Annotated in this window: 20 protein-coding genes; 19 read left to right on the top strand and 1 reads right to left on the bottom strand. The window is 65.4% G+C overall.

Features of this window, described 5'->3' with window-relative positions; genetic code table 11:
• Positions 1-18: 18 nt before the first annotated feature.
• From IVB31_RS02355 to IVB31_RS02445, 19 genes are all read left to right on the top strand, one after another.
• Positions 19-1,563, top strand: a complete 1,545-nt coding sequence (locus IVB31_RS02355) for a sugar ABC transporter ATP-binding protein (RefSeq protein WP_247318064.1) — start codon at positions 19-21, stop codon at positions 1,561-1,563.
• Positions 1,560-2,552 carry an ABC transporter permease gene (locus tag IVB31_RS02360; protein ID WP_247318065.1) on the top strand — a complete coding sequence of 331 codons (993 nt, stop codon included), beginning with the start codon at positions 1,560-1,562 and terminating at the stop codon, positions 2,550-2,552. The genes IVB31_RS02355 and IVB31_RS02360 overlap by 4 nt, the downstream gene beginning before the upstream one ends.
• Positions 2,549-3,529 carry a galactofuranose ABC transporter, permease protein YjfF gene (gene yjfF / locus IVB31_RS02365; RefSeq protein WP_247318067.1) on the top strand — a complete coding sequence of 327 codons (981 nt, stop codon included), beginning with the start codon at positions 2,549-2,551 and terminating at the stop codon, positions 3,527-3,529. Before IVB31_RS02360 ends, yjfF begins: the two co-directional genes overlap by 4 nt.
• Positions 3,526-4,302: a FadR/GntR family transcriptional regulator gene (locus tag IVB31_RS02370; protein ID WP_247318069.1), complete on the top strand. Its 777-nt coding sequence runs from the start codon at positions 3,526-3,528 to the stop codon at positions 4,300-4,302. Before yjfF ends, IVB31_RS02370 begins: the two co-directional genes overlap by 4 nt.
• Complete coding sequence (locus tag IVB31_RS02375; protein WP_247318071.1) at positions 4,299-5,225, top strand: Gfo/Idh/MocA family oxidoreductase; 927 nt, start codon at positions 4,299-4,301, stop codon at positions 5,223-5,225. Before IVB31_RS02370 ends, IVB31_RS02375 begins: the two co-directional genes overlap by 4 nt.
• A gap of 2 nt (positions 5,226-5,227) precedes the next feature.
• Positions 5,228-6,304, top strand: a complete 1,077-nt coding sequence (locus IVB31_RS02380) for an aldose epimerase family protein (protein WP_247318073.1) — start codon at positions 5,228-5,230, stop codon at positions 6,302-6,304.
• Complete coding sequence (locus IVB31_RS02385) at positions 6,304-7,182, top strand: SMP-30/gluconolactonase/LRE family protein (RefSeq protein ID WP_247319375.1); 879 nt, start codon at positions 6,304-6,306, stop codon at positions 7,180-7,182. Before IVB31_RS02380 ends, IVB31_RS02385 begins: the two co-directional genes overlap by 1 nt.
• A gap of 73 nt (positions 7,183-7,255) precedes the next feature.
• Complete coding sequence (gene chvE / locus IVB31_RS02390) at positions 7,256-8,329, top strand: multiple monosaccharide ABC transporter substrate-binding protein (protein ID WP_247318075.1); 1,074 nt, start codon at positions 7,256-7,258, stop codon at positions 8,327-8,329.
• A 176-nt stretch (positions 8,330-8,505) separates the two neighbouring features.
• Positions 8,506-10,083, top strand: coding sequence for a multiple monosaccharide ABC transporter ATP-binding protein (mmsA, locus tag IVB31_RS02395; protein ID WP_247318077.1), 1,578 nt, complete (start codon positions 8,506-8,508; stop codon positions 10,081-10,083).
• The gene (gene mmsB, locus IVB31_RS02400; protein WP_247318078.1) at positions 10,080-11,270 is read left to right on the top strand and encodes a multiple monosaccharide ABC transporter permease; all 1,191 of its coding nucleotides are present in this window, start codon (positions 10,080-10,082) and stop codon (positions 11,268-11,270) included. The genes mmsA and mmsB overlap by 4 nt, the downstream gene beginning before the upstream one ends.
• A gap of 74 nt (positions 11,271-11,344) precedes the next feature.
• The gene (locus tag IVB31_RS02405; protein ID WP_247318081.1) at positions 11,345-12,004 is read left to right on the top strand and encodes an HAD family hydrolase; all 660 of its coding nucleotides are present in this window, start codon (positions 11,345-11,347) and stop codon (positions 12,002-12,004) included.
• Between the two features lie 8 nt (positions 12,005-12,012).
• Entirely contained in the window at positions 12,013-12,963 is a 951-nt protein-coding gene (locus tag IVB31_RS02410) for a sugar-binding domain-containing protein (RefSeq protein WP_247319377.1), read from the top strand.
• 278 nt (positions 12,964-13,241) lie between these two features.
• Positions 13,242-14,555: a sugar ABC transporter substrate-binding protein gene (locus IVB31_RS02415; RefSeq protein ID WP_247318083.1), complete on the top strand. Its 1,314-nt coding sequence runs from the start codon at positions 13,242-13,244 to the stop codon at positions 14,553-14,555.
• A gap of 89 nt (positions 14,556-14,644) precedes the next feature.
• Positions 14,645-15,517 (top strand): sugar ABC transporter permease, encoded by an 873-nt coding sequence (locus IVB31_RS02420; protein ID WP_247318087.1) that lies wholly within the window; start codon positions 14,645-14,647, stop codon positions 15,515-15,517.
• A gap of 3 nt (positions 15,518-15,520) precedes the next feature.
• The gene (locus tag IVB31_RS02425; protein WP_247318089.1) at positions 15,521-16,351 is read left to right on the top strand and encodes a carbohydrate ABC transporter permease; all 831 of its coding nucleotides are present in this window, start codon (positions 15,521-15,523) and stop codon (positions 16,349-16,351) included.
• 15 nt (positions 16,352-16,366) lie between these two features.
• Positions 16,367-17,374 (top strand): ABC transporter ATP-binding protein, encoded by a 1,008-nt coding sequence (locus IVB31_RS02430; protein ID WP_247318092.1) that lies wholly within the window; start codon positions 16,367-16,369, stop codon positions 17,372-17,374.
• Between the two features lie 40 nt (positions 17,375-17,414).
• Positions 17,415-18,188 (top strand): SDR family oxidoreductase, encoded by a 774-nt coding sequence (locus IVB31_RS02435; protein ID WP_247318095.1) that lies wholly within the window; start codon positions 17,415-17,417, stop codon positions 18,186-18,188.
• Between the two features lie 38 nt (positions 18,189-18,226).
• Positions 18,227-19,867, top strand: a complete 1,641-nt coding sequence (locus tag IVB31_RS02440) for an FGGY-family carbohydrate kinase (protein ID WP_247318098.1) — start codon at positions 18,227-18,229, stop codon at positions 19,865-19,867.
• A gap of 5 nt (positions 19,868-19,872) precedes the next feature.
• Positions 19,873-20,808, top strand: coding sequence for a carbohydrate kinase (locus IVB31_RS02445; protein ID WP_247318101.1), 936 nt, complete (start codon positions 19,873-19,875; stop codon positions 20,806-20,808).
• Positions 20,809-20,821: 13 nt separating this feature from the next.
• Here the strand turns inward: IVB31_RS02445 and IVB31_RS02450 are convergent, their stop codons facing one another.
• The gene (locus IVB31_RS02450) at positions 20,822-21,709 is read right to left on the bottom strand and encodes a LysR substrate-binding domain-containing protein (RefSeq protein ID WP_247318104.1); all 888 of its coding nucleotides are present in this window, start codon (positions 21,707-21,709) and stop codon (positions 20,822-20,824) included.
• Positions 21,710-21,785 lie beyond the last annotated feature (76 nt).

Raw genomic sequence — 21,785 nt, forward strand, 5'->3', positions numbered from 1 at the left:
GCTGGGAGTGACGTCGCAATGGAGAACAGCCTCGATCCTGCTCCGCCGCTGCTGGACGTGCGCGGGATCAGCAAGAGCTTTGGTGCGGTGCGTGCGTTGCAGGAGGTGGACTTCACGCTTCGCGCCGGCGAGATCCATGCGTTGCTCGGCGAGAACGGCGCCGGCAAATCCACGCTGATCAAGGCCGTCACCGGCGTGTTCCCGCGCGATGCTGGCATCGTCAGGATCGGTGGCGAGGAGGTTACGCCGCGATCGGCCAAGGCCGCACTGCAGGCCGGCATCGCCACCGTCTACCAGGAAGTCAATCTGCTGCCGAACCTTTCGGTGGCGCAGAACCTGTTCCTCGATCGCCAGCCGATGCGTTTTGGCGTCGTGCGCGAGGGCGAGATGCGGCGTCGCGCGACGGCGCAGCTTGCGGGTTTCGGTCTTGACATCGATGTGGCCGCACCGCTCGGCAGCTATTCCGTCGCCGTGCAGCACGTTACCGCTATCGCGCGCGCCGTCGATCTCTCCGCGCGCGTGCTGATCCTGGACGAGCCGACCGCGAGCCTCGACCGCCATGAGGTCGAGATTCTCTTCAAGATCATGCGCCAGCTTGCCAAGCGCGGCATCGGCATCGTCTTCGTCAGCCATTTCCTCGACCAGGTTTACGAAATCTCCGACCGCATCACCGTTTTGCGCAATGGTCGCCTCGTCGGTGAGCGCGAGACCGCCTCGTTGCCGCGGCTCGAGCTGATCCGGATGATGCTCGGCCGCGAGCTTGCGGAGACCACCAGCGCGCGCGCAGCTACGCGCGAGCATCAGGCGCGGGAGGTCTGCGCCAGCTTCGAGAATTACGGCAAGGCCGGCTATGTCGCGCCGTTCAATCTCGAACTGCGGCATGGTGAGGTCGTCGGGCTCGCCGGCCTGCTCGGCTCGGGCCGCACCGAGACGGCGCGGCTGGTGTTCGGCGCCGAGCGCGCCGATGGCGGGCAGGTGAAGGTCGAAGGCGCGCCCGTGCGGCTTCAGTCGCCGCGCGACGGTGTGCGCCACGGCTTTGGCTATTGTCCGGAGGAGCGCAAGACCGACGGCATCGTCGCCGAGCTCACCGTGCGCGAGAACATCGTGCTCGCACTCCAGGCCAAACGCGGCCTCTATTTGCCGCTGTCCCGCCGCGAGCAGGACGAGATCGCGCGCCGCTACGTCAGGATGCTTGACATCCGCCCGCCCGATCCGGAGCGGCCGGTCGGCCTTTTGTCCGGCGGCAATCAGCAGAAGGTGCTGCTGGCGCGCTGGCTCGCAACCTCGCCGCGGCTCCTCGTGCTGGACGAGCCGACCCGCGGCATCGACGTCGGCGCGCACGCCGAGATCATCCGGCTGATCCGCGAGCTCTGCGACGACGGGCTGGCGCTGCTCGTGATCTCCTCCGAGCTCGACGAGATCGTGACCTATTCCGATCGGGTGATCGTGTTGCGCGACCGCGCCCATGTCGAGGAGCTCGCCGGCGAGGCCATCGACGTCGGTAACATTCTCGCGGCCATTGCTGCCGATAGCGTCACTGTTGCGCTTGAGGCCCACACATGACCGCGCTGCTGCCGCGCCGCGGCCTTGCCCAGATCCTTGCGTTGATCGTCATCCTGGCGGTCGATCGTGTGGTGTCGCCGCAATTCTTCGATCTGCGCCTCCAGGACGGCCGGCTGTTCGGCAGTCTGATCGACGTGCTCAACCGCGGCACGCCGGTGGCGCTACTCTCGCTCGGTATGGTGCTGGTGATCGCGACGCGCGGCATCGATCTGTCGGTCGGCGCGATCATGGCGATCTCTGGCGCGATTGCGGCCAGCCTTGCCGACAGCCACAGTATGGCCGTCGTGCTGGCGGCAGCACTCGGCGCGGGTCTCGTCTGCGGCCTGTGGAACGGCTTTCTCGTCAGCGTGCTCGGCATGCAGCCGATCGTGGCGACACTGATCCTGATGGTCGCCGGACGCGGTATCGCCCAGCTCATCACCGAGGGGCGCATCGTGACCTTCTCCTCGCCGGATCTGGTCTGGCTCGGCAATGGTTCCATCCTCGGCGTGCCGGTGCCGGTCGCGATTGCCTTGGGCATGCTGGTCCTCACCGGGGCGGTCGTGCGCGGCTCGGCGCTCGGACTGCTGATCGAGGCCACCGGCGGCAACGCGCGGGCGAGCGAGCTTGCCGGTGTCGGCACGCGCGCCATGATCTTGGCGGTCTATGTCTGGTGCGGCATCTGCGCCGCGCTCGCCGGCGTCATTGCCGCGGCCGACATCATGGGGGCGGATGCCAATAATGCCGGCCTTTGGCTCGAGCTCGATGCCATCCTCGCCGTCGTGATCGGCGGTACGTCGCTGTTTGGCGGCCGCTTCAGCCTCGTTCTGGCCGTACTCGGCGCGCTGATCATTCAGACCATGAATACGGGAATTTTGCTGTCGGGCTATCCGCCGGAATTCAACCTGCTGGTCAAGGCGGTGGTGGTGCTCGCGGTACTGCTGCTGCAATCGCCGAAGCTATCAGGCGTTGCCAATGTCGCGACGCGGCTGCGGAGGACCAAGGCATGAAAGGCCTGCCGCCCGTCCTCATCACCGCCATCGTGCTGGTCGCGGGCTTTGCGCTCTGCGCGGTGCAGTTTCCCAACATCGCCTCGACCCGGGTGGTCGGCAATCTTCTCACCGACAACGCCTTCCTCGGCATCGTCGCGACCGGCATGACCTTCGTCATCATCTCCGGCGGCATCGACCTCTCGGTCGGATCGGTGATCGGCTTCACCACCGTGTTCGTCGCGCTGGCGATCGAACGCTGGGGCGTGCCGCCGCTGGTCGCCTTCGTCGCCATTCTCGCGCTCTCGGCGGCCTTTGGCGCGGCGATGGGCGCGGTGATCCATGTCTTCGATCTGCCGCCTTTCATCGTGACGCTCGCCGGCATGTTCCTGGCCCGAGGCGCAAGTTTTCTGCTCTCGACGGAATCGGTGCCGATCACCGCGCCGGTCTATTCCGCCGTGTCGGACTTCGCGTTGCGATTGCCCGGCGGCGGGCGGTTGACGGCGATCGCGATCATCATGCTTGTCATCGTGATCGGCGGCGCGCTGCTGCTGAATCTCACGCGGTTCGGCGCCAACGTCTACGCGCTCGGCGGCAGCCGCGTGGCAGCGAACCTGATGGGCGTTGCAGTCGGACGGATGACGGTGCGCATCTACATGCTGTCGAGCCTGCTCGCAGGCATCGCCGGCATCGTTTTCTCGTTCTACACCAGCGCCGGCTACTCGCTCTCCGCCGTCGGCGTCGAGCTCGACAGCATCGCGGCCGTCGTGATCGGCGGCACGCTGCTCACGGGCGGGCAGGGCTCGGTGATCGGCACCTTCCTCGGTGTGCTGATCCAGGGCCTGATCCAGACCTACATCAATTTCGACGGGACGCTGTCGAGCTGGTGGACCAAGATCGCGACCGGCGTGCTGCTATTCGCCTTCATCGCCTTGCAACAGGGGTTGGTTGCGCTCGCGCGCCGGCCGGTGGCGAAGCGCGCGGGAGCCGTCTCATGACCTCGCGCATCGTCGTCATTCCGACGCGCCGCGCGCACTCCAACCACGCGGAGGTGGCCCGCTCGATCGGCGTCGACATCATCGCCGGCCGTTACGCGGAAGGAACGCGGCTGCCGGGCGATGCCGAGATGATCGCGATGTTCGGGGTGTCGCGGCCGGTGCTGCGCGAGAGCGTGAAGACGCTGGTGGCCAAGGGCCTGCTCACCACCAAGGCACGGGTCGGCACCGTCGTGCGCGAGCGCGTCGCCTGGAACATGTTCGACGCCGATGTGCTGGCCTGGCATCTCGACGCCGGCATCGACAAGCGCTTCCTCAACGACCTCGCCGAGATTCGCCTCGCAGTCGAGCCGCGCGCGGCCGTGCTGGCGGCGGCGCAGCGCTCCGAGCAGGACCTCGCCGAGCTGCGTCGCTGCATGGAGCGGATGCGGCTTGAAGCCTCCGATTCCGTCGGCTTTGCCGACGCTGACCTCGCGCTTCATGTCGCGGTGGCGCGGGCGTCCGGCAATCTGTTCATGCGCTCGATCGGGCACGTCATCGAGGCTGCGTTGCGCGCCTCATTCCTGCTCAGCGCCCCGGTCGAACCGGAGGACCGCGACACCGTGCTGCTCTGGCATCAGAAGATCGTCGATGCCATCGCGGCCGGCGATACCCGGACCGCCGCGGAGGCGATGGTCTATGTCATTCACAACGGCATGCGCCGCCATGAGGGGACGGCGATCGTAACCGCGCCGGCAGAGGCGCTGCCGTCCGCGGACACTGGAGAAAGATCGTGACTGAACTTCGCATCGCCATCGTCGGCTTCGGCAAGATCGCGCGGGACCAGCATGTCGGCGCGATCGCGGCGGTCCCGGGTGCGCGGCTGGCGGCCGTTGCCAGCCGCAACGCCTCCCTGCCGGGAGTGCCGCATTTCGCCACCATCGAGGAGTTGCTGGAGAAGGGACCGCCGATCGATGCGGTGTCGCTCTGTACGCCGCCCCAGGTGCGCCGCGCCCAGGCTGCCGCAGCGCTCGCTGCCGGCAAGCACGTCATGCTGGAGAAGCCGCCCGGCACCGGCGTTGCCGAACTCGATCCGCTGATCGCAATGGCGGCAGAGGCAAAGCGCACGCTGTTTGCGACCTGGCATTCTCGTTATGCGCCCGCGGTAGAGCCGGCGCGCGAGTGGCTCGCTACGCGGCGGATTACCTCCGTGCACATCAGCTGGAAGGAGGACGTCCGCGTCTGGCATCCCGGACAGGGCTGGATCTGGGAGCCGGGTGGGCTCGGGGTGTTCGATCCCGGTATCAATGCGCTGTCGATCCTGACCAAGATCCTGCCAAGGCCAGTCTTCGTCACCGCGGCCGAGCTGGCCTTTCCGGCCAATTGCCAGGCGCCGATCGCCGCAAACCTGACGCTGGCCGACATCAGCGGCCTGCCCGTCACGGCCGAATTCGACTTCCGGCAGACCGGGCCGCAGAGCTGGGATATCGTCGTGGAAACCGTCGACGGGCGGATGACGTTGTCGGGTGGCGGGCGACGTATGGCCGTCGACGGCAGGATGCTTGCCGAAGCCCCCGATGAGGAATATCGCGAGCTGTACCGGCGCTTCGCCACGCTCACCGTAACAGGCGCGAGCGACGTCGATCTCGCGCCGCTTCGTCTCGTCGCCGACGCCTTCCTGATCGGCAAGCGCACTCTGGTCGAACCGTTTGTGGACTGAACATGGCTGGCTCAAAACTGGAAAAAGACGTCTTCGGAACACTGCCGGACGGGCGCAATGTGGAGCGCATCGTGCTGCGCGGCGAGGGCGGGTTCGAAGCGCGCATCATCACCCATGGCGCGGTGATCCAGGCGTTGATCGCGCCGGATGCCAAGGGTGGCACCGACGACGTCGTGCTCGGCCATGATGCGTTCGCCGGCTATCTCGCCGAACGAAAATTCTTCGGCGCCACGGTTGGCCGCTATGCCAACCGCATCGCCAAGGGACAGTTCTCGCTCGACGGCGAGACGGTGCAGCTTCCCGTCAACAACGGTCCCAACGCGCTGCATGGCGGCCTCGACGGGTTCGACCGCAAGCTCTGGGCGATTGCGGAGCTCGACGATGGCGCCGAGCCCGCGGTGACGCTGACCTATGTCAGCCCGCACGGCGAAGAGAACTATCCGGGGCAGCTCGATGTGCGCCTGACCTACCGCGTCACCGGCCCGACCGAGCTGTCGCTCACCATGGAAGCGCGGACCGACCGGCCAACCATCGTCAACCTGACCAATCACAGCTTCTTCAATCTGGAAGGCGCAACGTCAGGCGCACCCATTCTCGACCACAAGCTGACGGTCGCGGCGGAGCATTTCCTTGCCATCGATCCCACCGCCATTCCACTGCAAGAGCCACCGCGTGCGGTGGCGGGTACGCCGTTCGACTTCCGCGAGCCACGGGCCGTGGGAGAGCGCATCCGCGACAGCGACCAGCAATTGCGCAACGGCAAGGGCTACGACCACACCTACTGCCTCGCGCGCGATGGCAAGCTTGCGCTCGCGGCCCGACTGGAGGCGCCGCGCCCCGGGCGCATCATGGAACTGTTCACCAATCAGCCCGGCGTTCAGGTCTATTCCGGCAACTATCTTGACGGCTCGATTTCGGGCAAGGGCGGCAAGCTGTATCGCCAGTCGGACGCGATGTGCCTGGAGCCGCATATGTGGCCGAACGCGCCGAACCGGCCGGATTTTCCGAGCCCGCGCCTCGATCCCGGCGAGATTTATCGCCATCACACGGTCTATCGCTTTGCAGTGAGGTCGCCATGATGGATCAGGTGCCGACATCTGTTCTCTCCGACGACCTCTGCCATCTCGGCGAGGGGCCGACCTATGATTTGACCACTGACACGGCCTGGTGGTTCGACATTCGCGAGGAACGTTTGTTCGAGGCGCAGCTCGGCCGTGGTAGCATCCGCGTCCACGCGCTCGGCCGGATGGCCAGCGCACTCGGACGCATCGATGCGGAGCGGCAGCTGATCGTCGCGGAAGACGGCCTCTATATCCGCAAAATTGCCGACGGCGCGATGACGCTGCTCTGTCCGCTCGAAGCCGACAATCCCGCGACCCGGTCCAATGATGCCCGCGTGCATCCCTCCGGCACGTTCTGGATCGGCACGATGGGGCGCCAAGCGGAAGCGGGGGCGGGCGCGATCTACGCGTTCCATCGCGGCAAGATCTCGACGCTGTTTCCCGGCATCAGCATTCCGAACTCGATCTGCTTCTCGCCGGATGGCGCCACCGGCTACTTCGCCGACACCGCGCGCGCGGTGCTCTACGCGGTGCCGCTCAATCCCGCGACCGGCCTGCCGCGCGGCGAGCCGGAGGTGCTGCTGCGCCACACCGGCATCGGCGGCCTCGACGGCTCGGTGTGCGACGCCGACGGAAAAATCTGGAATGCGTGCTGGGGCGCTGGCTGCATCAATGTCTACAGCCCGCAAGGCGAGCGCTTGCGCTCGCTGAGCGTGCCGGCGAAGCAGGCGAGTTGTCCGGCCTTCGTCGGTCCCGATCTGTCGCGTCTCGTCGTCACTTCGGCCTGGCAGGACATGGACGCCGCGGCGCGCGCCGGCGATGCGCAGGCCGGCTGCACCTTTCTGTTGGAGGTATCCGCGCGCGGTCGCGCGGAGCCCGACGTCAAGCTCGCATAGGAGGCTCGAAGCCGCACACGACAAAATTTCTCGACGACACCAAGAAACAGTCTGACACCCAAGGGAGTGAAACATGCTGCAACTGAAGACCACATTTCTCGCGCTGGCGCTGGCCGGCGCTGCGACGATGGCCTCAGGCCTCACCGCCTCTGCGCAGGACAAGGCGACGGTCGGCATCGCCATGCCGACCAAATCGTCGGCGCGCTGGATCGACGACGGCAACAACATGGTCAAGGTGCTGAAGGAGCGCGGCTACAACACCGACCTGCAATATGCCGAGGACGACATTCCAAACCAGCTCTCGCAGGTCGAGAACATGGTGACCAAGGGCGCGAAAGCGCTGGTGATCGCCGCGATCGACGGCACCACGCTCTCCGACGTGCTCAAGCAGGCCAAGGCCAAGGGCATCACAGTGATCGCCTATGACCGCCTGATCCGCGGCACGCCGAACGTCGACTATTACGCGACCTTCGACAATTTCCAGGTCGGCGTGCTCCAGGCCGAGTCGATCGAAAAGGGCCTTGGCCTCAAGGAGGGCAAGGGTCCCTTCAACATCGAGCTGTTCGGCGGCTCGCCCGACGACAACAACGCCTACTTCTTCTACAACGGCGCGATGAGTGTGCTGAAGCCGTATATCGACAGCGGCAAGCTCGTCGTCGCCTCCGGCCAGATGGGCATGGACAAGGTTGCGACCCTGCGCTGGGACGGCGCCACCGCGCAAGCCCGCATGGACAATCTGCTCAGCGCCTACTACGGCAACAAGAAGGTCAACGCCGTGCTGTCGCCCTATGACGGCCTGTCGATCGGCATCATCTCCTCGCTGAAGGGTGTCGGCTATGGCAGCGCCGACCAGCCGATGCCTGTCATCTCTGGGCAGGACGCCGAGGTACCCTCGATCAAGGCGATGCTCCGCGGCGACCAGTATTCGACCATCTTCAAGGACACCCGCGACCTCGCCAAAGTGACCGCCGACATGGTCGACGCAGCGCTGGCCGGCAAGCAGGTCACCGTCAACGACACCAAGACCTATGAGAACGGCGCCAAGACCGTGCCGTCCTATCTGCTCAAGCCGGTCGTGGTCTACAAGGACAATTGGGAGAAGGTCCTGGTCGACAGCGGCTACTACAAGAAGGCGCAGTTCCAGTAAGACTTTTTTTCCCTCTCCCCGCCTGCGGGGGGAGGGTTAGGGTGAGGGGGAGCCTCCGCAAGGGAGGTGGCCGTGGCACTCGCGGAGACTTCCCCTCACCCGAAATCCGCGCTTCGCACGCATTTCGACCTTGCCCCGCATGCGGGGAGAGGTGAAGTAATGGATGGGATGAAATCATGACCGCAATGCTGGAGATGCGCAACGTCAGCAAGAGCTTCGCCGGCGTGCAGGCGCTGCGCGACGTCAATTTCTCGGTGCACGCCGGGCAGATCCACGCCCTCGTCGGCGAGAACGGTGCGGGCAAATCGACGCTGATGAAGGTCCTGAGCGGCGTCTATCCGGCCGGCAGCTATGAGGGCACCATTATCTTCGATGGCGAGGAGCGCCGCTTCCGCGATATCAACGATTCCGAGGCGCTCGGCATCATCATCATCCACCAGGAGCTGGCGCTGATCCCGCTGATGTCGATCGCGGAGAACATTTTTCTGTCGCATCCGCCGTCGAAACTCGGCGTGATCGACCGCGATGAAGTGTACCGGCGCACGCGCGAGCTGCTCGCGCAGGTCGGCCTCAAGGAATCACCGGATACGCTGATCACCGATCTCGGCGTCGGCAAACAGCAACTGGTGGAGATCGCCAAGGCCCTGTCCAAGCGGGTGCGGATGCTGATCCTGGACGAGCCGACCGCCAGCCTGAACGAGGCTGACAGTGCCGCGCTGCTCGAACGGCTCATGGCGTTCCGCGAGCAGGGCATCGGTGCAGTCCTGATCTCGCACAAGCTCAACGAGGTCGCGCGCGTCGCCGACCACATCACCGTGCTGCGCGACGGCCGCACCGTCGACGGCATCGATTGCCGCGCCGAGCCGATCCAGGAAGACCGCATCATCCGCAGCATGGTCAACCGCGATCTCGCGCACCGCTTCCCGGAGCGTGCCGCGAAGATCGGCGAGGCCGTCCTCACCGTGGAAAACTGGTCGGTCTATCACCCCATTCATCCCGAACGGCAGGTGATCAAGAACATCGATTTCAGCGTGAAGCGCGGCGAGGTCGTGGGCATTGCCGGACTGATGGGTGCCGGCCGCACCGAGTTCGCCATGAGCCTGTTCGGCCGCTCCTGGGGCACCACGATCAGCGGCCGCATCCGGCTGGAGGGCCATGAAATCGTGCTGCCGAACGTCGCAGCCGCGATCGACGCGGGCCTCGCCTATGTCACCGAGGACCGCAAGCAGCTCGGGCTGATCCTCGCCGACGACGTCCGCAAGAACATCACGCTCGCAAGCCTCGACCAGGTCGCTCCTCGCCGGGTGATCGACGACATCGCCGAGCTGAAGGTCGCCAGCGACTACCGCAACCGCATGCGCATCCGCTGCTCCGACGTCTACCAGGAGACCGGTCAGCTCTCCGGCGGCAACCAGCAGAAGGTCGTGCTGTCGAAATGGCTGATGACCGACCCCAAGGTGCTGATCCTGGACGAGCCGACCAGGGGCATCGACGTCGGTGCCAAATACGAGATTTACTGTATCATCAACGAGCTTGCGGAAGCTGGCCGCGGCGTCGTGGTGATCTCCTCGGAGATGCCCGAGCTGCTCGGCATTTGCGACCGCATCTGTGTCATGAACGACGGCGCTTTCGTGGGCGAGTTCAAGGCACGTGATGCGACGCAGGAAAAGATCATGCGCGCCATCATGCGCAACGATAGAAACTTTGGCAGCCGCGCGGTTGAGGCCGCAGAGATGGGAGGATCGCAGCCATGACCGACAAGACGGTTTCGCTGCCCGAGGAGGGCCGGCACGGCAGCTTCATCAAGAACAATCTGCGCAATTACGGCATGCTGATGTCGCTGATCGCGATCATGCTGTTCTTCCAGGTCATGACCGGCGGCACGCTGCTGCAGCCGCTCAACCTCACCAATCTGGTGCTCCAGAACAGCTACATCGTCATCATGGCGCTCGGCATGCTGCTGGTGATCGTCACCGGCCATATCGACCTCTCGGTCGGCTCGGTCGCGGGCTTCGTCGGCGCGGTGGCCGCCGTGCTGATGGTGACCTACAAGGTCGACTACACGCTCGCCTTCATCGCCTGCCTGCTGTTGGGCGCGGCGATCGGCGCTGCGCAGGGCTATTGGGTGGCCTATTTCAAGATCCCGTCCTTCATCGTCACGCTGGCCGGCATGCTGGTGTTCAAAGGACTTGCGCTCGCGGTGTTGCAGGGCCAGTCGCTCGGACCATTCCCGGCGACCTTCCAGAAATTGTCGTCGGGCTTCATTCCGGAGATGCTGCCCGAGGCCGGCACGCTGCATCCGACGTCGATGCTGGTCGGTGCGGTGCTCGCGCTCGGCCTCGTCTACGCCAGCGCCAAGGGGCGCTCGCGCGAGCAGCTGCACGGCATCGAGGTCGAGCCTTACGCGTTCTTCCTCGGCAAGAGCATTCTGCTGGCCTGCGCCGTGCTTTACTTCACCTTTCTGATCGCCTCGCATCGCGGCCTGCCGAACGTGCTGGTGATCATGACCGCGCTGATCGCGCTCTATGGCTTCGTCACCCGCCGCACCGTCATCGGCCGGCAGGTCTACGCGGTCGGCGGCAATGCGAAGGCGGCAAAACTGTCGGGCATCAAGACCGAACGGCTGACCTTTCTCACCTTCGTCAACATGGGCGTGCTTGCAGCGCTCGCCGGCCTCGTCTTCGCCGCGCGCCTCAACACCGCGACGCCCAAGGCGGGGCTCGGCTTCGAGCTCGACGTCATCGCCGCCTGTTTCATCGGCGGCGCGTCGGCCTATGGCGGTGTCGGCCGCGTCGGCGGCGCCGTGGTCGGCGCCATGATCATGGGCGTGATGAACAACGGCATGTCCATTCTCGGCATCGGCATCGACTACCAGCAGGTCATCAAGGGCTTGGTGCTGCTGGGGGCGGTCTGCATCGACGTGTACAATCAGCGGAGGTGAGGCGGGCGACGGTCGTCGGGGGCGGAGTTCGCTGAGCTATTGCTCAGTCCGTGAGTATATGATCGAATGCGCCGATGGATCCCGGCCGGGCCGACCTGATCATCTTTGATTGCGACGGCGTGCTCGTCGACAGCGAGCTGTTGAGTTGTCGGTGCCTGTCGGAGGTGCTGGCGGAATTCGGATTCGAGCTTGGCTTGGAGCAGGCGCTCGGTCTCTTTCTGGGGCGCAGCACGGCTGCGATCGGACAATATTATCGCGAGCGCGGACAGATCCTGCCTGGTGAGTTCCTGCCGCGCCTGAAGGCGCGCGTGCTGGAGATTTTTACGCGGTCGCTCCGACCGATTCCCGGGGTAGGCGCCGTGGTATCCGAATTGAAGGCGCCGTTTTGTGTTGCGTCGTCGAGCGATCTCGATCGCGTCTCGCTGTCGCTGAACGTGACCGGCCTCGCGTCGCATTTCGGTGACCGGCTCTACACCGCGCAGATGGTCCAGCACGGCAAGCCGGCGCCGGACCTCTTTCTCTACGCCGCCGGGAAGATGCGGGCTGATCCCGCGCGCGCGCTGGTCATCGAGGACAGCGTCAGCGGCGTGCAGGCCGCGAAGGCCGCCGGCATGACCGTCTGGGGATTTGTCGGCGGCAGCCATTATCGCGGGCGCGACGGCCGGGCTATATTGTCCGCCGCCGGGGCCGATCGGGTCTTCGCGCATATGGACGATTTCTGGAAGGAGGCGTGAAGCCTGCCATGGCCGCCGAGAACGAAAAGTCCAGGCTCGATGACGCCGCCCGCGCCGGCTGGCTCTATTTCATTGCCGGCCATACCCAGGACGAGATCGCAAAGATGCTCCAGGTCTCGCGCGCATCGGCGCAGCGGCTGGTCTCGCTGTGTCTCGCCGAACGGCTCATCACCTTCCGGCTCGAACATCCCATCGCCGCCTGCATGGAGTTGGCGGCACGCCTGAAGGAGCGTTTCGATCTCGCCCATTGCGAGGTGGTGCCGGCCGATCCTGCGGCGCCGCAGGCCACAGCGGGGATTGCCGAACGCTGCGCCAATCTGCTGGATGCGACGCTGCGCTCGGAGACGCCCGTGATCGTCGCGCTTGGCACGGGCCGGGCAGTGCGCGCCGCGGTCGAGCGCGTCACGCCGATCGACCGGCCCAATCACCAGATCGTCTCGCTGGTCGGCAACATCTCCGCCGACGGCTCGGCGAGCTTCTACGACACCGTGGGCCGACTCGCCGACCGGACCGGCGCGCGGCACTATCCGATGCCGCTGCCGTTCCTGATGTCGTCTGAGGACGAGCGCAACAAGATGGTGCGGATCGAGCCGATTGCGAAGGTGAAGGCCGTTGCCGCCAAGGCTGACTTACGCCTCGTCGGCATCGGCCAGATGGACCAGAAGGCGCAGGTCCATGTCGACGGCTTCGTCACCCGCGACGAACTGTTCGAGATGATGCGGCAGGGCGCCATCGGCGAGATCACCGGCTGGGCCTATGATGCCAAGGGCCGCCTGCTCAAGGCCGGCACCAACAAACGCCTCACCAGCATCCCGCCGGAAGTGCCTGCGAAGACCACGACCATCGGCGCCGCAATCGGCGCGGCCAAGGTGTCGGCGATTGCCGCGGCGCTGAATGGGCGGCTGATCAACGGGCTGATCACGGATGAGACGACGGCAAGGGCGATTCTGGAGCGGTAGGCGCTGGTGAGATGACCGATCTCGCCTCGCACAACACTGTCATCGTGCGCGAAGGCGGACGATCCAGGACGCCCCGGCCCAACTTAGAGCAAACCAACTCACGGTAGGGAGTACTGGATGCACCGCCTTCGCGGGGCATGATGGGGACGGTTGTCGCACCGCAACACTCATAAGTTGCGTGAACACCCTCCCGCCTGCTTGACAATCCTTCGCCGCCAGTCGAACATACGCCCAACGCGTGGGCATATGCTCAAAAACGCGATCCTAGGGAGGTCACCGTGAAACAATTCCTCGGCGCCGTCTGCGGCGCGTCTTGCCTGCTGCTGGTCGTCCCTGCGATGGCCGAAACGACCCTGACGATCGCCACCGTGAACAATGGCGACATGATCCGCATGCAGGGTCTGACAGCTGAATTCACCAAGAAGAACCCTGATATCGCCGTGAAATGGGTGACGCTTGAGGAGAATGTGCTGCGCCAGCGCGTCACCACCGACATTGCCACCAAGGGCGGCCAGTTCGACGTTCTCACCATCGGCACCTACGAGGTGCCGATCTGGGCCAAGAAGGGCTGGCTGGTGCCGCTCGCCAATCTCGGCGCCGACTACGATGTGGCCGACCTCCTGCCCAGGATCAAGGATGCAGTCTCCGTCGACGGCAAGCTCTACGCCGCGCCGTTCTACGGCGAGAGCTCGATGGTGATGTACCGGACCGACCTGTTCGACAAGGCCGGCCTCAAGATGCCGGAGAAGCCGGCTTGGGATTTCGTCGTCGATGCGGCCAAGAAGCTCACCGACAAAAGCGCCGGCGTTTACGGCATTTGCCTGCGCGGCAAGGCCGGCTGGGGCGAGAACATGGCGTTTCTCTCGGCCATGGCCAATTCCTACGGCGCGCGCTGGTTCGACGAGAATTGGCAGCCGCAGTTCAACACGCCGGAATGGAAGGCGACGCTGTCGACCTATGTCGACCTGATGAAGCAGGCCGGCCCTCCCGGTGCGAGCTCCAACGGCTTCAACGAGAACCTCGCGCTGTTCAACGCCGGCAAGTGCGCGATGTGGATCGACGCGACGGTGGCGGCATCGTTCGTCACCAACCCGAAGGACTCCAAGGTCGCCGACAAGGTCGGCTTCGCGCTTGCGCCCAACACGGGCCTGGGCAAGAACGCCAACTGGCTATGGGCCTGGAATCTGGCGATCCCAGCCGGCTCCAAGAAGGCCGAAGCGGCCGAGAAGTTCATCGCCTGGGCCACCAGCAAGGACTACACCAAAGTCGTGGCGGCGAAGGACGGCTGGGCCAACGTGCCGCCGGGCACGCGGACCTCGCTCTACCAAAACCCTGAATATCTGAAGGTCGCCCCGTTCGCCAAGCTGACGCTGGCCTCGATCGATGCCGCCGACCCGAACAAGCCGACGGTGAAGCCGGTTCCTTACGTCGGCGTGCAATATGCCGCGATTCCCGAATTCCAGGGCATCGGCACGCAGGTCGGCCAGCAATTCTCGGCCGCGCTCGCTGGCTCGATGACGGTCGATGCCGCGCTCACCGCCGCGCAATCCGCGACCGAGCGCGAGATGAAGCGCGCCGGCTACATCAAGTGAACCCGAGCTCTCCTTCCTGAGCTCAAACTTGCGGCCATCCACCACACCGGATGGATGGCCGCCTTCTTGCCGCAAGCGGAGAAGCGTGAATGGCAACCCGGCAGACGCAGATCCTCGCGCGCGCGCTCCTCACGCCCGCGGTGGGGCTGCTGTTCATCTGGATGATCGTCCCGCTCGCGCTTACGATCTATTTCTCGACGCTGCATTACAGCCTGCTCGATCCCGGCTCGGAATCGTTCGTCGGGCTGGAAAACTTCCGCTACTTCCTCACCGATCCAGCGTTCCTTGCCTCGCTCCAGAACACGCTGGTGCTGGTCGGCTCGGTGCTGGCGCTGACCATCCTGCTCGGCATTCCCCTGGCGCTGCTGATGGACCAGCCCGTGATCGGACGCAATTTCGTCCGGCTGATGGTGATCGCACCGTTCTTCGTGATGCCGACCGTGAGCGCGCTGGTCTGGAAGAACCTGCTGATGCATCCGGTGTCCGGGCTGTTCGCCTGGATCGCCTCGGTGTTCGGGCTGACGCCGATCGACTGGTTCAACGACATGCCGCTGTTTGCGGTGATCCTGATCGTGACGTGGCAATGGCTGCCATTCGCGACGCTGATCTTGTTGACCGCGCTGCAGTCGCTCGACGAGGAGCAGAAGGAGGCAGCCGAGATGGACGGCGCCAGCGCGGTCTCGACCTTCATCTACATCACGCTGCCGCACCTCGCGCGGCCCATCACCGTGGTGATCCTGATCGAGACCATCTTCCTGCTGACGGTGTTCGCCGAGATCTTCGTCACGACCGGAGGCGGGCCCGGCCTGCAGACCACCAACATCGCCTTCCTGATCTATTCGCAGGCGCTGATCCAGTTTGATGTCGGCAGCGCCTCCGCAGGTGGTCTCGTCGCGGTGGTGATCGCCAATGTCGTCGCCTTCTTCCTGGTCCGCATCGTCGGCCGCAATCTGGAGGCGTGAGACATGGCGCGGATGGCGACGACGAAGCAGGTGGTGGTCTCGACGATCGGGGCGTGGTTCTTCGGCTTCCTGATCTTCTTCCCCATCCTCTGGATGGTGCTGGCGAGCTTCAAGACCGAGCTCGAGGCCTTCGCCATCCCGCCGTCCTTCCTGTTCTTCCACTGGACCACCGAGAACTACGCGACCGTGCAGGAGCGCAGTGACTATTTCCAACACGCGCTGAACTCGGTCATCATCGCCGGCGGCTCGACGCTGATTGCGCTTCTGATCGCGATCCCTGCGGCCTGGTCGATGGCGTTCTCGCCGACCAAGCGCACCAAGGACATCCTGCTCTGGATGCTCTCGACCAAGATGATGCCGCCGGTCGGCGTGCTGGTGCCGATCTACCTGATCTACAAGACGTTTGGCCTGCTCGATTCCCGCATCGGCCTGATCTTCATCCTGTGCCTCGGAAACCTGCCGATCGTCATCTGGATGCTCTTCACCTATTTCAAGGAGATCCCACGCGACATCCTCGAAGCCGCGCGCATGGACGGCGCTACCATCGGCCGCGAGCTCATCTATGTCCTGACGCCGATGGCGATCCCGGGGCTGGCGTCGACCATGCTGCTCAATTTGATCCTGGCCTGGAACGAGGCGTTCTGGACGCTCAATCTGTCGACCTCGAACGCCGCGCCGCTCACCACGTTCATCGCGTCTTATTCGAGCCCGGAAGGGCTGTTCTGGGCAAAGCTGTCGGCGGCCTCGACGCTGGCGATTGCCCCCATTCTCGTCCTCGGTTGGTTCAGCCAGAAGCAGCTCGTGCGCGGGCTCACCTTCGGCGCTGTGAAGTAAAGGGGCTGCCGGATCATGGGTCAGATCACACTTCAGGACGTGCAGAAATCCTTCGGCCCCGTGCACATCATCAAGGGCGCCGACCTGGAGATCGCCGACGGCTCCTTCGTGGTGTTCGTCGGCCCCTCGGGCTGCGGCAAAACCACGCTGTTGCGGTTGATCGCCGGGCTCGAGGACGTCTCAGGGGGCAAGATCCTGATCGACGGCAAGAACGTCGTCGACACGCCGCCCGCCAAGCGCGGGCTCTCCATGGTGTTCCAGTCCTACGCGCTCTATCCGCATATGAGCGTGCGCGGCAATATCGGCTTCGGGCTGAAGATGGCGGGCCTCTCCAAGGACGAAACCAACCGCAAGGTCGAGGCTGCCGCTGCAACGCTGAACCTCACGCCCTATCTCGATCGCAAGCCGCGCGAGCTCTCCGGCGGCCAGCGCCAGCGCGTCGCGATCGGGCGGGCCATCGTCCGCGAACCCAAGGCGTTCCTGTTCGACGAGCCGCTCTCCAATCTCGACGCGGCATTGCGCGTGCAGATGCGCATCGAGGTGACGCGGCTCCAGAAGCAGCTCGGCACCACCGCGATCTACGTCACCCACGACCAGGTCGAGGCCATGACCATGGCCGACAAGATCGTCGTGCTCAACGGCGGCAAGATCGAGCAATATGGCTCGCCGCTGGATCTCTACGAGAAACCGGCCAACCTCTTCGTCGCCGGCTTCATCGGCTCGCCCAAGATGAATCTGGTGACCGGCGAGCACGCTTTGCAGAAGGGCGCAGCAACGATCGGCGTACGCCCGGAGCATCTCAAGATCGAGCGCGACGGCACTGGCGGCTGGCAGGGCACGATCGCGGTCGCCGAGCATCTCGGCAGCGACACCTTCCTCTATGTCGACGCCGGTCCGCTCGGGATGCTGACGGCGCGCTACATCGGCGAGTTGAGCCTGCATGCCGGCGACCACGTGTCGTTGGTGCCGGACCCCGCGCGCATCCATCGCTTCGATGCGAGCGGCAACGCGCTTCGAGGCTGACAAGAAACGGCACAAATCGACAAGAAACGGAAAGACCAAAATGTATCTGGAGAAATTCAAGCTGACCGGCAAGACCGCGTTCATCACCGGTGGCGGGCAGGGCATTGGCCTCGGCTGTGCCGAGGCGTTGGCCGAAGCCGGCGCCAAGGTGATCATCGGCGACCGGGACAGCAAGGTCGCCGACAGCGCGAAAGCCGAGCTGAAGGCCAAGGGCTACGACATCGAAACCGCGATCATGGACGTCACCGACACAAGACGCGTGGCGGAGGTCGCCAACGACCTCGTGGCCCGCCACGGCAAAGTCGATATCCTCGTCAACAATGCCGGCATTGCCCGCAGCGAGACGCCGGCGGAGACCGTGACGGATGAGCACTGGCTCAACGTCATCGACGTCAATCTCAACGGCACCTTCTGGTGCTGCCGCGAATTCGGCAAGCACATGCTCAACGCCAAGAGCGGCGCCATCGTCAATGTCGGCTCGATGTCGGGTTTCATCGTCAACAAGCCGCAGGAGCAGTGCTTTTACAACGCTTCCAAGGCTGCCGTGCACCATCTCACAAAATCGCTGGCCGCCGAGTGGGGCGCACGCGGCATCCGCGTCAACGCGGTGGCACCGACCTATATCGAGACGCCGCTCAACGCCTTCGTCAAGAGCAATCCAAAAATGTACGACGCCTGGATCGGTGGAACCCCGATGGCGCGGATGGGGCAGATCGATGAGATCGCCTCCGTCGTGCTGTTCCTCTCCTCGGAGGCCGCGAGCCTGATGACCGGCAGCATCGTGCTGGTGGATGGCGGTTACACTTGCTGGTAGGCTTGCGTCAAAACTGACGAGAGCTTCCGGGAGCGACAATGCCGCGAGCGTATATCGGCGTCGATGTAGGGACCACGAGCACGCGGGCAGGGGTGTTTGACGAGGCCGGCACCCTTCTGGCGGCGGCCCGGCATCCGTTCAGGACCTGGCACGAGGCCGGTGACATCGTCGAGCAGTCGTCCCAGGACATCTGGGAGGCCTGCGTCAAGTCGGTTCGTGCCGCGGTGGCGGAAGCCGACATCGCGCCGGACAGCGTCGGCGGTATCGGTTTCGACGCGACCTGTTCCCTCGTGGTGCTCGACCGCCAGGGCGAGCCGGTCACCGTCAGTGCGTCCGGCGACAGGCAACGCAACGTCATCGTCTGGATGGACCATCGCGCCACCGCCGAGGCGCGGCTGATCAACGAGACCGGGGACGCGGTGCTGCGCTATGTCGGCGGCTCGATCTCGCCCGAGATGGAGATGCCGAAGCTGCTGTGGCTGAAGCGGCATCTTCGCGCCAGCTTCGACGCCGCCGGTCACTTCTTCGATCTGGCGGATTATCTGACCTGGCGTGCAACCGGCTCGCTTCAACGCTCCACCTGCACGGTCACCTGCAAGTGGAACTATCTCGCGCATGACGGCGGCGGCTGGAGCGCGCCGTTCTTCCAGCGCATCGGCCTGTCGGATTTCGTCGCAGAGAAATACGCCCGCATCGGCACCGAGATCGTCGCCCCCGGTACGCGGCTCGGCGCGGGTCTTACCCGTACGGCCGCCGCCGATCTCGGCCTGTCGGCGGGCATACCGGTCGGTGCGTCCCTGATCGACGCGCATGCCGGCGGCATCGGCGCGATCGGCGGCCGCGATGAAACGGACGGCGCGACAGATGTCTGCGACCGCCTTGCCTACATCATGGGAACGTCGGCCTGCATCATGGCGACGACGAAAGAGCCGTGCTTCGTGCCGGGCGTGTGGGGGCCTTATTACTCCGGCATGGTGCCGAATTTCTGGCTCAACGAGGGCGGGCAGTCGGCCGCGGGCGCCGCGATCGACCATCTGCTCAAGTCGCATCCCGGCTTTGGCGAGGCGAGCGCAGCGGCGCGCAGCGAGGGCCTCGACCTCATCGAGTTCCTCGAGCGCCGCATCATCGCCCGCGCCGGCGATGCCAGCCGTGCCGCGCTGCTGGCGCGCGACGTCCATGTCCTCCCTGAGTTCATCGGCAACCGTTCGCCTTACGCCGACCCTGACACGCGCGCGGTGATCGCGGGACTCGATCTCGACACCGATGTCGCTTCGATGGAGCGGCTGTTCGTTGCCGGCCTGTGCGGGCTCGCTTATGGTCTTGCCGAGGTGATCGGGGCCTTTGCCGCGCATGGCGTCCATTCCAGCATCATGATCATGGGCGGCGGCGCCAGCCGCAGCCCGCTGGTGCGGCAGATCATGGCTGATACCACCGGCCTCACGGTCGCGCTGCCGCAGACGAAAGAGCCGGTGCTGCTCGGCGCCGCGATGTTAGGTGCGGTCGCAGGCGGCGCCTATGCCTCGATCGGCGAGACCATGGCAAAAATGTCGGCGCTGGGACGGAAGAGCGAGCCGACCGCGCCCGACATCGCCGCCTTTCACGCCCGCAAACGCGGGGTCTACAAGCTGCTGCGCGAGGTCGATCGCGGCAGCCGCGCGGCGATGCGAATGGGAGTCTGAAACGGATGCTGATTGCCTGCGGCGATGCGCTGATCGATTTCGTCCCGACGCGAAACACCGAGGGGCGCGAGGCGGTGATGCCGGCCGTCGGCGGCTCCTGCCTCAACGTCGCGATCGGCATGGCGCGGCTGGGCGCGCCGACCGGCTTTGTCGGCGGCATCTCGACCGACCTGTTCGGGCGCATGATCGCCGATCACGCCGCTGCCTCCAACGTCGAACTCGATCTCGCCACCAGTAGCGATCATCAGACCACACTCGCCTTCGTGCGCATCGTCGCGGGCGAATCGCATTATGCCTTCTACGACGCCGAGACCGCGACGCGAAACTGGACGTATCGGCGCGGGATCATTCCATTCGCGACCGTCGAGGCCCTCCACGTCGGCTCGACCACGCTGGTCAACGACCAGGGCGCCGCCGAGACCAAAGCCCTGATCGCGGACGCACGGTCCTCATCGACGATCTCCTTCGATCCGAACTGCCGGCCCAACCTCGTCAAGGACAAGCCGGCCTATCTCGCGCGCATGGCTGAGTTCGCTGACAGCGCCGATCTCATCAAGATGTCGGACGTCGACTTCGCCTATCTCTTTGGCGACGAGCCGTATCAGCAGCGCGCGCGCGCACTGCTCGCACGGGGCACGAGCCTCGTCGTGATCACCCGCGGCAACAACGGCGCCGTCGCATGGCATGCCGGGGCGGGGCAGATCGAGGTCGCCGCACCCGAGGTCGAGGTCGCCGACACCATCGGCGCCGGCGACAGTTTTCAGGCGGCACTGTTGTTTGCCCTGCACAAGCAGGGGCGCCTCGCCCGGGAGAAACTGACGAGCATCGGCGCGGACGAGCTTCGCCGCGCGCTATCCTTCGCCGCCAATTGCGCTGGGCTGACCTGCACCCGTCCCGGTGCCGATCCGCCCTGGAGTCATGAGATCGCGTGGAGCCCTTAAGCCCAGCGCCGCGTCACAGCCGCGCCACGACCTTCTCGGCGCATTTGAGGAAGGTGCGGATCAGCGGGCTGTGCGAGTCCCGCCGCCAGCAGACCGCAACGTCGATGGAGTCGGTCGCATCCCGCAGCCGCCGGAACACGATGCCGCGCGGCGCCCCGAGCTGGGCGCAGGCGGGCAGGATGGCCAGGCCTTCACCGGCCAGCACCAGGCTCATCGCCGAATGCACGGTCTCGACCCGGCCGGCGACCGGCATCACGATCTGGTGCCGCCGCAGCAAGGCCGTGACCGCGGAGGAGGCGGGGTCCTGGTCCGGACGGGGCAGCGCGATCAGCGGGCGGCCCTGCAACCGCGCCATCGGCACCGAGCCCAGGCGAGCGAGCGGCGAGCGGATCGGCATCGCCAGCATGAACAGTTGCGCGCCGATCCGCGCCACCTGGATCTCGGGATGGTGGATCGCCGGCATGCACAGCGCAACCGTGACGCTGCGGTCGAGCAGCCGCGCCTCGCGCGTCGAGGCGCTGAGCTCGGCGAAATCGAGATCGACGCCGGGAATGGACCGCCGCAGTTCGGGGATCAGGCGCGGCAGCACCGCATTCGCCAGCACGAACATGTAGCCGACCGAGATCCGCCCGCGACGACCGGCTGCGACCGCGCGCGCGGCTTCGGCGCCGTCGGCCGCCAGCGCCAGCGCCTCGCCGGCGCGCGCGAACAGCGCCTGGCCCGCCTCGGTCAGGTCCATGCCGCGCGTGCCGCGCCGGAACAGCGGCGCGCCGATTTCGGCCTCCAGCTTGCGGATCTGGACCGAGAGGGGCGGTTGCGCCATGCGAAGCCGCTCGGCGGCCTTGCCGACGCTGCGCGCCTCGGCGACGGCGACGAAATAGCGGAGCCGGCGAAGATCCATTGGCATACCGAAAGAATATGGGTTGGCGACCAAAATCGTATTGGACGGCGAGTTAACAAAACTGTCATTCTCGCTG

The sequence above is a fragment of the Bradyrhizobium sp. 21 genome (assembly GCF_023073335.1).
Taxonomy (GTDB): domain Bacteria; phylum Pseudomonadota; class Alphaproteobacteria; order Rhizobiales; family Xanthobacteraceae; genus Bradyrhizobium.

What these genes read in the sequence shown, in the direction of transcription:
- IVB31_RS02355 (WP_247318064.1), top strand. Translation starts at nt 19, where the DNA reads ATGGAGAACAGCCTCGATCCTGCTCCGCCGCTGCTGGACGTGCGCGGG.
- IVB31_RS02360 (WP_247318065.1), top strand. Translation starts at nt 1,560, where the DNA reads ATGACCGCGCTGCTGCCGCGCCGCGGCCTTGCCCAGATCCTTGCGTTG.
- yjfF (WP_247318067.1), top strand. Translation starts at nt 2,549, where the DNA reads ATGAAAGGCCTGCCGCCCGTCCTCATCACCGCCATCGTGCTGGTCGCG.
- IVB31_RS02370 (WP_247318069.1), top strand. Translation starts at nt 3,526, where the DNA reads ATGACCTCGCGCATCGTCGTCATTCCGACGCGCCGCGCGCACTCCAAC.
- IVB31_RS02380 (WP_247318073.1), top strand. Translation starts at nt 5,228, where the DNA reads ATGGCTGGCTCAAAACTGGAAAAAGACGTCTTCGGAACACTGCCGGAC.
- IVB31_RS02385 (WP_247319375.1), top strand. Translation starts at nt 6,304, where the DNA reads ATGGATCAGGTGCCGACATCTGTTCTCTCCGACGACCTCTGCCATCTC.
- chvE (WP_247318075.1), top strand. Translation starts at nt 7,256, where the DNA reads ATGCTGCAACTGAAGACCACATTTCTCGCGCTGGCGCTGGCCGGCGCT.
- mmsA (WP_247318077.1), top strand. Translation starts at nt 8,506, where the DNA reads ATGACCGCAATGCTGGAGATGCGCAACGTCAGCAAGAGCTTCGCCGGC.
- mmsB (WP_247318078.1), top strand. Translation starts at nt 10,080, where the DNA reads ATGACCGACAAGACGGTTTCGCTGCCCGAGGAGGGCCGGCACGGCAGC.
- IVB31_RS02405 (WP_247318081.1), top strand. Translation starts at nt 11,345, where the DNA reads ATGGATCCCGGCCGGGCCGACCTGATCATCTTTGATTGCGACGGCGTG.
- IVB31_RS02410 (WP_247319377.1), top strand. Translation starts at nt 12,013, where the DNA reads ATGGCCGCCGAGAACGAAAAGTCCAGGCTCGATGACGCCGCCCGCGCC.
- IVB31_RS02420 (WP_247318087.1), top strand. Translation starts at nt 14,645, where the DNA reads ATGGCAACCCGGCAGACGCAGATCCTCGCGCGCGCGCTCCTCACGCCC.
- IVB31_RS02425 (WP_247318089.1), top strand. Translation starts at nt 15,521, where the DNA reads ATGGCGCGGATGGCGACGACGAAGCAGGTGGTGGTCTCGACGATCGGG.
- IVB31_RS02430 (WP_247318092.1), top strand. Translation starts at nt 16,367, where the DNA reads ATGGGTCAGATCACACTTCAGGACGTGCAGAAATCCTTCGGCCCCGTG.
- IVB31_RS02435 (WP_247318095.1), top strand. Translation starts at nt 17,415, where the DNA reads ATGTATCTGGAGAAATTCAAGCTGACCGGCAAGACCGCGTTCATCACC.
- IVB31_RS02440 (WP_247318098.1), top strand. Translation starts at nt 18,227, where the DNA reads ATGCCGCGAGCGTATATCGGCGTCGATGTAGGGACCACGAGCACGCGG.
- IVB31_RS02445 (WP_247318101.1), top strand. Translation starts at nt 19,873, where the DNA reads ATGCTGATTGCCTGCGGCGATGCGCTGATCGATTTCGTCCCGACGCGA.
- IVB31_RS02450 (WP_247318104.1), bottom strand. Translation starts at nt 21,709, where the DNA reads ATGGATCTTCGCCGGCTCCGCTATTTCGTCGCCGTCGCCGAGGCGCGC.